Origin of the sequence: Oceanimonas sp. GK1, from assembly GCF_000243075.1 — a bacterium.
Lineage (GTDB): Bacteria > Pseudomonadota > Gammaproteobacteria > Enterobacterales > Aeromonadaceae > Oceanimonas.
In genome coordinates, this window is sequence record NC_016745.1 from 1923726 (window position 1) to 1936626 (window position 12901).

Genomic DNA, 12901 nt, shown 5'->3' on the forward strand with positions numbered 1-12901 from the left:
AAGGGAGTGATGGCGCAGGGGCGGTGGCCGCAGCCGCGAGGCGCCGTCGCGGCCAGACCTGGATTCGAACGCGTCAGCTACTGACGCTAAATAAGGCATTTGGCACGGGTTCTGGCCGCGGTGTCTCGACTTGGTTTTTTCACTGATTTACTCTTGTCGGCCCACCGAAGATATGAAGCAAGCAAGAGGCGGACTATACTCTTTTGAGTCTGCGATTGTTCAAGGGAATCTACAATGCACATGACCACCGGTTTTGCCTCGGTCCGCTTTGCCGCCTGGCCCGGACTGCTGGGCCTGCTGCTGTTGCTGACAGGCATGGCGGCCACCGCCAGCGAGTTGCCGGCTCCCACCGGCCGGGTGATACTGTCGGTGAGCGGCAACATTGAGAAAACCAATGGCGGCGAGCGGGCCCGCTTCGATCTCGCCATGCTGGAGCAGTTTCCCCAGCAGGAATTTACCACCGGCACTCCCTGGACCGATGGCCCGCATCATTTCCGCGGGGTGGAGCTGCGCACCCTGCTGCAATCCCTGGGCGCCACCGGCGAGCGGGTGCGGCTGGTGGCGCTGAACGACTACCATCACGACATCGACATGGCGCTGGTGAACGACACCCCCTTTATTCTGGCCACCCACCTGGACGGCAATACCATCAAGGTGCGCGACAAGGGCCCGGTCTGGCTGATGCTGCCCTTGTCCGGTAACAGTCAGTACAACACCAAGCGTTTTCATGAAATGCTGGTGTGGCAACTCAAATCCCTGGATATTCAGTGACGGTGCTCAAAACCTTCAAGCTGGTGATCCTCACCATCGCCGCCCTGCTGTTCAGCGCCAGCTCGCTGTACAGCTATAACCGCGACCTGGAAGTGGTGCGCTACGTCTCGGCCACCATCAAGGCGGTGGGCTGGGCCAGCTCCGAGCTGGAGTCCGAAGTGCTCAAGTTTGACCATGCCCTGACCGCGCTGGCGGCGGGTATTCGCAGCGAGGATCATGTGCAGCTGCGCTTTGAGCTGCTGTGGAGCCGCATCGACACCCTGCTGGAAGGCGAGGAAAGCCGCCCCATGCGCGAGCAGCCGGGGGTGCGCAACACGCTGCTGGCCTTTCGCCAGCAACTGGCGGACTGGGAGCCCCGGGTATATGAGCTGAGCGCCGGCGATCGCGAGGGAATACTGGCGCTGAAACGGGAACTGGCGCCTTACCGGAACCTGGCGCGGGAAATCAATGTCGACAGTTTTTCCGGGGCCAGCGTCTGGCAACAGCTGGACATCATCGGCGACATTCGTTTGCGCTCCACCCTTTACCTCGGCGGCCTGCTGCTCAGCGGCGGCCTGATGTTGTGGCTGCTGCTCAGGGAAAACCGGCGCAACCGCTACCTGGCCTACCACGACATGCTCACCGGCCTGCCCAACCGCATGCACTTCTATCAGCTGATGGAGCAGTCCCTGAACCGGGCCGAGCGTGAACAGCGCAGCCTGGCAATACACATGGTGGATCTCAACGGCTTCAAGGCCATCAACGACAGCCTGGGGCACGAGGTGGGCGACCGGGTACTCAAGGTGGTGGCTTCCCGGCTGAGGGTGATGCTGAAAGGCCAGGGGTATGTCGCCCGGCTGGGCGGTGACGAGTTTGTGGTGATCCAGCCCTTTGACCATCGGGTAAAGGCCGAGCGGCTGAGCGAGCAACTGCTGCACGCGCTGTCGGCGGAAATTCGCCTGCCCGATGGCTGCCTGTCGCCTCAGGCCAGCATTGGCACCAGCCTGTATCCGGAGCATGGTGCCACCATGGCCGAGCTGCTCAGCCATGCCGACACCGCCATGTATTACGCCAAGCATGATCCCAAGTTTGCTTCCCGGGTGTTTGAGGTGGGCATGGACGAGCGCCGGCTGCGCAGCCAGAAACTGGCGGTGGCGTTGCAGCTGGCCATTGAAAACGATGAGCTGAGCCTGGTCTACCAGCCGATTTTTCGCCTTGATGGCGGCAATATTGAATCCCTAGAGGCGCTGCTGCGCTGGCACTCCGCCGAGCACGGTCATATCGGCCCGCTGGAGATCATCGCCGTGGCCGAGCATCATGGTCTGGCCCATCAGCTGAACCAGTGGGTGCTGCTCACCGCTTGCCGTCAGCTGAAAGGCTGGCACCAGCAGGGATACAACTGGCTTAAGGTCAACGTGAACATCAGTCCCGATATCTTCATGAGCGGCGAGCTGGGCAGCACCGTGGGCGCGGTATTGCAGCGCACCGGACTGAGCGCGGCCTCGCTGGTGCTGGAGATCACCGAAGACACCAGCCTGTGGGATACCGCCGGCTCCCTCGAGAACCTGGCCGGGCTGCGCCGGCTGGGGGTCGAGATTGCCCTCGACGACTTCGGCACCGGTTATTCCTCGTTTAGTCATCTGCGCCAGCTGCCGGTGAACAAGCTCAAGATCGACAAGTCCTTTGTCTCGGATCTGACCACGGATCAGCGCGCCGCCGATCTGGTGCACACCATTATTCGGCTGGCGGAAAGCCTCGACATGGAAGTGACCGCCGAGGGCATTGAGTTGCCCGAACAGCGGCAACGGCTGCAGCAGCTGGGCTGCCAGCTGGGCCAGGGCTACCTGCTGGCCCGGCCGCTGCCCGCCGAGCAGGTGGCCGACTGGCTGCAGCAGCATCCGACGCGCTATACCCCCGCCGGTTAACCCCCTTCGTCACCCCTTGAGTATTTGGCCGGCGCCGTTGTCGTCGGCGCCTTCCTTACGACAGCCACGGCTTCATCCCCTTATTTGTCGCCCTGGCCCCCATGGCCGGGCAAAACACCTGCTAGTGTTGAGTTAATCCCTGTCAGGGTCTGCAAAGGAGAAACGCCATGACCAACGCCGCAGGACTGCGTGGCCAGACTGCCGGCCAGACCGCCCTCTGTACCGTGGGCAAAACCGGCTCCGGCCTGACTTACCGGGGGTATGACATTGAGGATTTGGCGGCCCACGCCGAGTTTGAGGAAGTCGCCTTTTTACTGCTGAAAGGCAGCCTGCCCAACCGGGGCGAGCTGGCTGCCTTCAAGGCCCGGCTGCGGGCCAACCGGGGCCTGCCGGCGGCGCTGCGCACCGTGCTGGAGCACATCCCGGCTTCGGCCCATCCCATGGATGTGCTGCGCACCGGCTGCTCCCTGCTCGGTAATCTGGAAACCGAGCACAGCTTCAGCGAGCAGCAGGCGGCGGCGGAGCGGTTGCTGGCGCTGTTGCCGTCCATGCTCTGTTACTGGTATCGCTACACCCATGACGGCGAGCGCATCGATACCGCCCTGGACGACGACAGCCTGGGCGGTCACTTTCTGCACATGCTGCGGGGCCAGGCGCCGCCGGCGCTGGATGTCAAGGTGATGCACTGCTCGCTGGTGCTCTATGCGGAGCACGAATTCAATGCCTCCACCTTTGCCGCTCGGGTGTGCGCCTCTACCCTGACCGATCTGCATTCGGCGGTAACCGCCGCCATCGGCACCCTGCGCGGCCCCTTGCATGGCGGCGCCAACGAGGCGGCCATGGCCATGCTGGCGCAGTGGAGCCATCCCGACGACGCCGAGGCGGCCTTGCTGGCCATGCTGGCCCGCAAGGAAAAAGTCATGGGCTTTGGCCATGCCGTGTACACCACCAAAGACCCCCGCAACGCCATTATCAAGCAGTGGGCCAAAAAGCTGGCTGAAGCGGTGGGGGACCGGGTGCTCTATCCGGTGTCGGAGCGGGTGGAAGCCGTGATGGCGCGGGAGAAAAAGCTGTTTGCCAACGCCGACTTCTATCATGCCAGCGCCTATCACTTTATGGGCATTCCCACCCGTCTGTTTACCCCCATCTTTGTGCTGAGCCGGGTCACCGGCTGGAGCGCCCACATCATGGAGCAGCGGGCCCACAACCGCATTATTCGCCCCGGCGCCGACTATGTGGGCCCCGGCCACAGGGACTTGCTGCCGATAGACAAGCGGTGATTATGTCAGGGACTGGGGAATAGGGATTTGAGAATGGGGGGATCATGAGCAGCAATGGAAATATCAACCGGCGCCCTGAGCCCGATGGACTGCTGGTGCAGATCGCCGACTATGTGGCCGGCAGCCACACCGGCAGCCCGGAGGCGCGCCGCACCGCCCGCCACTGCCTGATGGACAGTCTGGGCTGCGGCCTGCTGGCACTGCGGTTTCCCGAGTGCACCAAGCACCTCGGTCCGCTGGTGCCGGGCACCACAGTGCGCCACGGGGCTCGGGTGCCGGGCACCTCCCACGAGCTGGATCCGGTGACCGCCGCCTTTAATATCGGCTGCTGCATTCGCTGGCTCGACTTCAACGATACCTGGCTGGCGGCCGAATGGGGCCACCCGTCCGACAATCTGGGCGCCATTCTGGCCACCGCCGATTACCTCAGCCGGGTGGCGGTGGCCGAGGGCCGTGCCCCGGTCACCATGGGGGAGATACTCACCGCCATGATCAAGGCCCATGAAATTCAGGGGGTTCTGGCGCTGAACAACAGCTTTAACCGGGTGGGGCTGGATCATGTGTTGCTGGTGCGGGCGGCCTCCACCGCCGTGGTGACGCAGATGCTGGGGGGCGGTCGGGCCCAGATGGTGGATGCCCTGTCCCAGGCCTGGGCCGACGGCGGCGCCCTGCGCGTTTACCGTCATGCCCCCAATGCGGGATCGCGCAAGTCCTGGGCCGCCGGCGACGCCACCGCCCGGGCGGTACGGCTTGCCATGATCACCCTGAAGGGGGAGATGGGACTGCCCTCGGTGCTGAGCACGCCCCAGTGGGGCTTTCAGGATGTGCTGTTCAGGGGCAGGCCAGTGACCCTAAGCCAGCCGCTGGGCAGCTATGTCATGGAAAACGTGCTGTTCAAGCTGAGCTATCCCGCCGAGTTTCATGCCCAGACCGCGGTGGAATGCGCGGTGCGGCTGCACCCCGAGGTGAGGGCGCGCCTTGAGGAGATTGACCGTATCGTGCTGCATACCCATGAATCGGCCCTTCGTATCATTGCCAAGGGGGGCGAGCTTACCAATCCCGCCGACCGGGATCACTGCCTGCAATACATGGTGGCGGTGCCGCTGCTGTACGGCACCCTTGCCGCCGAGCACTACGAGGACGCCTTTCACCAGGGCGATCCGCGTATTGATGCGATGCGGGAAAAAATGGAAGTGGTGGAAGACCCTCGCTACAGCGCCGACTACCTGGAGCCCGACAAGCGCGCCATTGCCAACGCCATTCAGGTGTTTTTCAAGGACGGCAGTCACACCGGCAAGGTGGAGGTGGAATACCCCATCGGCCATCGCCGCCGCCGCCACGATGGCATTCCGGTGCTGGAGCAAAAGTTTCTGCACAACCTGCAGACCCGTTTTCCTCCCGCCCGCAGCCGGCAGATTTTTGAATTGTGTCAGGATCAGGGCCGGATGGAAGCCATGCCGGTGAACGAGTTTATGGATCTGTTTGTGATCAACTGAACGGGCGTGCCGCCCTTGCTCTTTGTCATGCCGGCCCTGCGCCGGCCTTTTTTTGACCGAATTAAGCGGGCGGCCATGGTAGGAAGTGTGATTAACATCACATTAACCAGTCGTAAAACAAATAGCTGTTTTATTGTTAACAATATCAATGTTAATTTGTTCACCTGAATCCGGGTTTATCATTTACATTTTTTCGGATTATGCAACATCCTTTATTAAGCAGTTAACAGGGAGAGGCCAATGGCTGTACATGAAATGAACAACCCCGAGTTGATGCCGTCCACCGACAAGGACAGGGACATCAACATCTGGGACTTCACCATGCTCTGGGCGGGCATGACCATCAACATGGGGGCCTTTACCATGGGCGCCCAGCTTTATCCGGGCCTGTCACCCTGGACCATTATCGGCGCCATCCTGGCGGCCTACGCCATTGTGACCACCATACTGATCATGGCCGGTGACATCGGCATTCGTTACGGCATTCCCTTTACCGTCTACATTCGTGGCTGTTTTGGCTACAAGGGGGCCAAGATCCCGGCCGCTTTCCGTGCCATTCCCGCCTGTTTCTGGTTTGGCTTTCAGACCTGGGTGGCGGCGGTGGCCATCGGCAAGGTGCTGGAGATGTGGGTGGGGTACACCAATACCACCATTCTTATCCTGATATTCGGGGCGTTGCAGGTGGTGAATGCCATTTACGGCATGAAGGCCATGGCCAAGTTCGACTGGGTGGCCATTCCGGCGCTGACCATTCTGATTGGTCTGGTGACCTTCTGGTTGCTGGAAACCAATAACGCCACCATCGGTGACGTGCTGGCGGCCCCGTCACTGGACAACGGCTCCTTTGTGTTCGCGGTCATGGCCATTGCCGGCATCTGGATCACCATGGGCCTGAACAGCCCGGATCTGACCCGTAAGCTGGAGCGCTCCCGGGATCACAGCAGCAAGAACTTCTTTGTGCGCAACCGCAAGCCGTTTGCCGCTCAGCTGGCTGGCCTTATCATCATTGGCTCCGGCATTCTGATGGTGGGCATGATAGGTGGCATTCTCACCGGCACCTGGGATCCGATTGAAATCGTGCTCAATTCCATGAGCTCGCCCATCGTGCTGATCCTGAGCATGCTGACCATCGCCTTTGCCCAGTGGTCCACCAATACCGTGGCCAACCTGATGCCGTCGGCGCTGATCCTGATGAACGTGTTCCCGCGCCTCAGCTTTGCCAAGGGGGTGATCATTTCCGGTGTGATTGGCCTGCTGATGATGCCCTGGCTGTTTGCCGACAACCTGCTGTGGTTCAGCGTGGTCACCTCCGGCCTGCTGGGTCCGGTGGCGGGCATCATGCTGGCCGACTTCTACCTGCTGCGCCGTGGCCGCATTCGGGTGGAAGACTTCTATGACCCCAAAGGCCCCTTCGTGTACCAGAACAATTACAACCTGCGGGCCTTCCTGGTGTACGGCGTCTCCTTTGTGTGCAGCCTCATTTTCATGGACATGGCCTTCTTCGTGGGCCTGGTGATCAGCGTGGTGGGTTATACCCTGCTGATGAAACCCATCGCCAAGCCGGCCGAGCTGCCTGAGGTGGCCGCCGAGTCCTGAGGATCCCGCTGTTAATCGTGTGCTTTTGACCCCGCATTGCGGGGTCTTTTTTATTGGCGCGCGCCCTTAACCGGCCTCCAGCAGCCGTTGTTGGCAAAAGCCGGTGATAAGGGCCGCCAGGGCTGGGTAGAAAGGGCTGGTGGTGGCAGCATGCCGGCAGCGGTGGCGAAAGGTCGGCAGCCAGTTGCACAGCTCTTCACGCAGAAACTGGGCCAGGCCGGCCAGCACCGGGGCCTGCGCCGGGCCGTTCAGCTCCGCCAGCTGGCGATAGCCGCCGGCGAGGTAGTCGAGCATCACCGCCAGGTGATCGGCGGGCTCTTTGAAATCATCGGGCAGGGTGACGCCGGCATCCGCCAGTCGCGCCGCCATGCGCTGGGTGGGCTCCGCCATAAAGCCGCCCCGCTCGCTGAGGTAACAGGAGGCGTAGGGCGCGGCGCTGTGGCGGGCATCGCTCAAGAACAGGGTGGCGAAGTCCGCCGCCAGCTCCAGGCGCGGGTGTGCAAGCAGAGACAGCCCATTAATGGCCGTGTCCAGGGCACCGGCTTCGGCCGTCAGGCCGTCCTCACTCAGCCAGGCCAGCAGGGGTGCGGCGTCTCCGGCCTGGTAGGCGGCCAGGGTTGCGTCGTCCAGCTCCTGGCTCATCAGGGTGGCCAGCCACTGGCACAGCAGTGCCTGCCGTTGCCAGTGCTCCCTTGAAAACGAGGGCAGGGCGGTGCCTGCCGGAAGGGATTGGGTCATCAGATCTCCACCAGTTGCGGGCCACCAAAGGAAGTGACCGCCGGCACGTCGCCGGTAAATTTTTCGATCTCCACCAGGCAGGTGTTGGCGCTGGGCGCCTGGGCCAGCTTGGAGGTACCCACGTCCAGGGTCAGGGTGTTGGGGTCGCCATAGGTATCCAGCGCCCCAATGCTGGCATCAACAGGGCCATACCAGGCGCCTTCGTGAATGCGTACCACCCCCGGCGGGTAATGATCCGAGAGGCGGGCGCCGGCCAGCAGCTGGCCCCGGTCGTTGAAGACCCGTACCAGATCGCCGTCGGCGATGTTCCGGGCGGCAGCGTCACCGGGGTTGATGTAAATGGGCTCCCGGCCTTGTACCGCATAGGTGGCACGGTATTCATCCGACTCGCACATTTGCGAATGCAGGCGTTGATCCGGGTGTACCGACTGCAGCCACAGCGGGTGCTTGTCGGAGCCCGGGCCGCCGTGGGAACGCTCGGCCTTTTCCATCCACACCGGGTGAGACTTGCAGTCGTCGTAGCCGTAGCTGCCAATCTTGCGGCTGCTGATCTCGATAAAGCCCGAGGGGGTGCCCACGGCATTGACTTCCGGGTCTTCCCGAAAGTCCGCATGGCGCACCCAGTTTTCGCCCTCGCCAAAGTCCACGTAGCCGGCTTCCCAAAACTGGTCGAAGTCGGGCATGGGGTAGCTGCCTTCGTTGGCGGCCTTGCACTCGTTGTAAAGCTGCTCCAGCCACTGGCGTTCGTCCTTGCCCTGAGTGTATTCCTCATGGCGGCCAAAGCGGCGGCACAACTCGGTGAAAATGTCGAAGTCACTGCGGGAGTGGAACAGCGGATCCACCAGCTTGTGCATGGCCAGCAGGCCGCGCTTGACGTAGGAGCCGTAAATGTCGATGTCGTTGCGTTCAAACTGGGTACAGGCGGGCAGCACCAGATCCGAGAAGCGGCAGGTGGCGTTCCAGGAGTAATCAATGGTCACCACGGTTTCCAGCTTGCGAAACGCCTGCTTCATGCGGTTGTGATCCTGGTGGTGATGCCAGGGGTTACAGCCGCTGAATACACACATTTTGATGTCGGGGTAGGTGACGTCACTGCCGTTGTACTGAATCTTGCCGCCCGGCTCCAGCAGACAGTCAATCCAGCGGGCCACCGGAATAATGCGGCTGGCGCCCTTGAAGTCTTCACTGTCGTGCACCGGTTTTTTACCCGGATCCAGGTTGCGGGGAAAACCGCCCGGGGCACTGGCACTGGTGCCGGGCACGCCGATGGAGCTGTAGTGATGGGCATAGCTGATGCCGCCACCGGGCAGGCCAATCTGGCCCAGCATGGCGGCCAGCACGGCGCCGGCCCAGTAGGGCTGCTCGCCGTGTTGCTGGCGCTGAATGGCCCAGCCAAACATCAGCTGGGTGCGGTTTGATGCCATCAGGCGGGCAAAGTCGCGAATGGCGTCGGCCTCAATGCCGCAGATGGCGGCGGCCCATTCTGGGGTTTTCTCCACCTGGTCTTCGGTCTTGCCCAGCACGTAGTCCATAAAGGGCTGAAAACCCAGGGTATAGGTGCCCAGGAATTGTTCGTCGTGCAGCTTTTCGCTGTACAGGGTGTGGGCCAGGGCGAGCATAAAGGCCACGTCGGTTTGCGGGTGAATATACTGGTGTTCGCATTCCAGGTAGCGCTGGGTTTTGGAGCGCACCGGATCCACGCAGATAACGCGCATATCGCCGCTGGCGACCTTGTCTTTCAGTTGCGCCAGATAGCCGTAAGCCTGGTGGGTTTCACAGTTCCAGCCCACCTGCAGGTTTTTGAACGGATCGTTGGCCCACAAGATCAGCGTCTTGGTGTTTTCCAGGATCAGCGGCCAGGAAGTGCCCTGGTCGTAGACCTCGGTGGAGCCCAGCACATAGGGCATGATCACCTGGCCGGCGCCGGTGGAGTAGTCGCCCACCTTGCTGACGAAGTTGCCGTGCAGGTTTACGCCCCGCTGCATATGGCTGCCGCAGCTGTGGAACTGACCGGTCTGGCGCCAGCCGGTGGCGCCAGCATACAACGCCGAGGGGCCGTACTGGGTTTGTATGCGTTCCAGCTCTTCATGGAACAGGTCCAGGGCTTCGTCCCAGGTCACGCGCACAAAGCGGTTGTCGCCGCGCTGGGCGGTGTCGCTGTTGTGGCGGTTTTTCAGCCAGTCGAGCCGCACCATGGGGTAGCGAATGCGCGACGGATTGTAGATAAGTCCCTGAATGCCGTTGAGCATGTCGGTAGGGTGCTGATCGAGCTCAAAGGGTTTGACCTCGGCCACCACGCCGCCCTTGACCAGCGCCTTGAACGCGCCCCAATGAGAGCCGGCCATTTTCCAGCTGCCCTCGGCGGTGACCGCCGCCTCGGCGGAGCGCACCAGCAGGCCGGGACCAATCAGGGCCGCGGCCGAGCCCGCCGCCAGCCCCTGAAGAAAACGTCTTCTCGAAATTGCCATGATGTTCGCTCCTTAATGCGCGCCGTCGGCGTAGTCGGACGAATGTTTCTGCAGATACTTCAGCACCAGGGCCTGAGTAGCGGCATCCATATTGGTAAAGCCCACCATGCCCGCGAACATGCCCGGCCAGGTGTTGGCGTCAAAGTGCGCCTCGGCAGGCTGGGAGTGACACACGCTGCAGGCGCTGCGGTAGGTATCCCGGGCATAGCCCCAGAGATCTTCCGCTTCCGGCAGCAAGGCCCCTTGCTCGGCCCACAGGGTCACTTCCACCGGCTCCCAGGGCAGGCCGGTCAGCTCGTCTACCTTAGCCTCGTCAAGCACCTGCACCAGGCTGTCGTCCTGGGCCACTTCCTTCTCCAGCACCAGGCTGGTGATGTTCATGCCAAAGTCTTCATACAGCACGCGGCCAAAGCCCCGGGTCTTGCGCCAGGCGGGCACCTGCAGCTTGACGCTGTCGCCGCTTTCTTCCAGCAGGGTCACCGGGCTTGCCGCTTCCAGCTCGCCGGCGGGCTGAGTACGTGCCTCATCCAGATAAAGCGTGATGGCCTTGACGGTGTAATAGCGTTCGCCCTCGTCCGGGCTCAGGCCCTGGGCCCGTTGCTCCAGTTGGTCCAGGGCCGGATCCTTGAAGGTCATCTGTTCGGGCAGGTGGTGGGCAATGCCTTTGTGGCAGTCAATGCAGCTCTGGTTACGCTCGGCGGCGGGTTTCATAAAGCGGCGCGCCTCGTCGGACATCACCTCCCAGTTCATGCTGTTGTAATCGTGGCAATTGCGGCATTCCAGCGAGCCGTTGGCAGAGAGCCGCGCCCACTCGTGCTGGGCCAGCTCCAGGCGTTTTTCCAGAAATTTTTCCCGGGTATCGATGGTGCCGAAGACCTTGCCCCAGACTTCCTTGCTGGCCTGCATCTTGCGGGCAATTTTGTCGGTCCAGTCGTGGGGCACGTGGCAGTCGGGACAGGTGGCGCGCACGCCGGAGCGGTTGGACCAGTGCACCGTGCCTTGCAGTTCCTGATAGGGGTTGTCCTGCATCTCGTGGCAGCCGATGCAAAACTGCTCGGTATTGGTGACTTCCAGCGCGGTGTTGAAGCCGCCCCAGAAGATAATGCCGGCCACAAAACTCACCAGGGTCACGGCGCCCAGGCTGAGGTGAACGGCAGGCCGCCTGAGGGTGTTCCAGAGTTTGCAAATAAGGTTTTTCATGATGCAGCTCGCTTGACAGAGTCGTGATTAAACAGGCAGGGCGGTTCAACCATGGCCGGGGGGGCCAAAGATGAGCTGCAGCATCCATACGGCAAAGCCATAACCGCCAACGCAGATAATGCTGAGTACGGGAAAGAACACCAGAGTAATAAAGAGCAGCGACAGCCACTCTCGCCCTTTGGTGGATGCACGGCCGGAGGAGTTGTTGTTCATGGTGGGTACCTTTTTGTTTGCAGGGGTGCACCGACAGATCCCTGCCAAAGCCTGGAATGAGTATAGGCGCTGCGCTGCAAGGCTTAGTTGATCCCCGTCAATCCATCAAGACCCTGCAGATTGCATGGTTGTTTTTCAGCCGGCAGGGGTTGCGACTTCAAGACCTGGACTGCACCAGGCTGGTGCTTTGGTTCCGAACGCTGTGCCAACCTGGTGAGCGGGATTCAATTGAAATGAACTCTGACCGGCTAATGAACGACATGAATTTTTTAACTCATTGTATTTACGTTGTTTTTATATTTTGGCGCGGTTAATGCATTCAGTGCTGTCAGTCTGTTTATGTTCCGAGCCACCCTATGCATCTGTGTCATACCGCCTCGCGCTCCTCATCTGCCGGTTACGGCCCGGGCCGTCAGTGGTCGGCGCAACTGAGCCTGCAGTTGGTCAGCGGCCTGAACTGCACCCAGGTAAAGCGCATGACCTTCAGTGGTCCGTTGCGTATTCAGCGACCGTTTTATCCGGAAGGCCAGCCCTGCCATCTTTACCTGTTGCACCCGCCCGGCGGCCTGGTGTCCGGGGATCGTTTACGCATAGAGGTGCAGGCACAGCCGGGCAGCCAGGGGCTGCTGACCACCCCCTCGGCGGGCAAGGTGTACCGCCAGGACAGCGCCGGCGTGGCCCAGGGGCAGCGCGTACGGTTGCGGCTCGAGGAAAACGCCGAGCTGGAATGGCTGCCCCAGGAAACCATCCTTTACCGGGGCGCCAACGCCGGCCTCGACCTGCATATCGAGCTGGCCGAAAACGCCCGTTTTATCGGCTGGGAGCTGGTGTGCCTGGGCCGTCCCGCCGGTGAACACTGGTTTGATGAAGGCAGCCTGAGCCAGCGGCTGCAGCTGTGGCGAGCAGGCCGGTTGCTGTTGAACGAGCGCCTGCAGTTGCAGGCGGGAGACGGGGTGCACCGGGGCCGGGCTGGCCTCAACGGCCGTTGCGTGTTCGGCACCTTGTTGGCGGTGGGCCCGGGGCTGGATGATGAGCTGATCACTGCCCTGCGCCAGGCGCTGCCCGAGGGCTTCAGCGTGACCGAGCGCCTGGGCGTGCTGCTGGTGCGCTACCTCGGGAACGATATGAATGCCTGCCGCGCCGGCATGTGGCAAGCCTGGGAGCTTATTCGCCCCGCCATGCTGGAGCGTCCGGCCTGTTTCCCCCGCATCTGGTTTACCTGATTTTTTATTACT

General features: G+C 61.9%; 10 protein-coding genes. 6 read left to right on the plus strand and 4 right to left on the minus strand.

From position 1 onward, the window contains the following. The first annotated feature begins 234 nt into the window (after positions 1 to 234). The 5 genes from GU3_RS09150 (at position 235) to GU3_RS09170 (ending at position 7047) form a co-directional block, all read left to right on the plus strand. A complete protein-coding gene (locus tag GU3_RS09150) occupies positions 235 to 771 on the plus strand; it encodes a hypothetical protein (protein ID WP_014292246.1) in 537 nt (178 codons plus the stop codon). Next, positions 768 to 2675, plus strand: coding sequence for a bifunctional diguanylate cyclase/phosphodiesterase (locus GU3_RS09155; RefSeq protein ID WP_014292247.1), 1908 nt, complete (start codon positions 768 to 770; stop codon positions 2673 to 2675). Before GU3_RS09150 ends, GU3_RS09155 begins: the two co-directional genes overlap by 4 nt. A 167-nt stretch (positions 2676 to 2842) precedes the next feature. Next, positions 2843 to 3955, plus strand: coding sequence for a 2-methylcitrate synthase (gene prpC / locus GU3_RS09160; RefSeq protein ID WP_014292248.1), 1113 nt, complete (start codon positions 2843 to 2845; stop codon positions 3953 to 3955). Positions 3956 to 3999: 44 nt separating this feature from the next. Next, positions 4000 to 5451 carry a bifunctional 2-methylcitrate dehydratase/aconitate hydratase gene (locus GU3_RS09165; protein ID WP_014292249.1) on the plus strand — a complete coding sequence of 484 codons (1452 nt, stop codon included), beginning with the start codon at positions 4000 to 4002 and terminating at the stop codon, positions 5449 to 5451. Between the two features lie 240 nt (positions 5452 to 5691). After that, complete coding sequence (locus GU3_RS09170; protein WP_014292250.1) at positions 5692 to 7047, plus strand: cytosine permease; 1356 nt, start codon at positions 5692 to 5694, stop codon at positions 7045 to 7047. A gap of 66 nt (positions 7048 to 7113) precedes the next feature. Here GU3_RS09170 and torD read toward each other — a convergent pair whose 3' ends face one another. From torD to GU3_RS09190, 4 genes are read right to left on the minus strand one after another with little or no spacing between them, the layout of a single operon-like run. Next, a complete protein-coding gene (gene torD / locus GU3_RS09175; protein ID WP_014292251.1) occupies positions 7114 to 7785 on the minus strand; it encodes a molecular chaperone TorD in 672 nt (223 codons plus the stop codon). Beyond that, the gene (gene torA, locus GU3_RS09180; protein WP_202798297.1) at positions 7785 to 10256 is read right to left on the minus strand and encodes a trimethylamine-N-oxide reductase TorA; all 2472 of its coding nucleotides are present in this window, start codon (positions 10254 to 10256) and stop codon (positions 7785 to 7787) included. Before torA ends, torD begins: the two co-directional genes overlap by 1 nt. Positions 10257 to 10265: 9 nt before the next feature. Beyond that, positions 10266 to 11453 carry a pentaheme c-type cytochrome TorC gene (gene torC, locus GU3_RS09185; protein WP_014292253.1) on the minus strand — a complete coding sequence of 396 codons (1188 nt, stop codon included), beginning with the start codon at positions 11451 to 11453 and terminating at the stop codon, positions 10266 to 10268. 45 nt (positions 11454 to 11498) lie between these two features. After that, positions 11499 to 11666: a periplasmic nitrate reductase, NapE protein gene (locus GU3_RS09190; protein WP_014292254.1), complete on the minus strand. Its 168-nt coding sequence runs from the start codon at positions 11664 to 11666 to the stop codon at positions 11499 to 11501. 356 nt (positions 11667 to 12022) lie between these two features. On the opposite strand from GU3_RS09190, the gene GU3_RS09200 reads away from it, so the two are divergent. Then, positions 12023 to 12889 (plus strand): urease accessory protein UreD, encoded by an 867-nt coding sequence (locus GU3_RS09200; protein WP_014292255.1) that lies wholly within the window; start codon positions 12023 to 12025, stop codon positions 12887 to 12889. Positions 12890 to 12901: the final 12 nt, after the last annotated feature.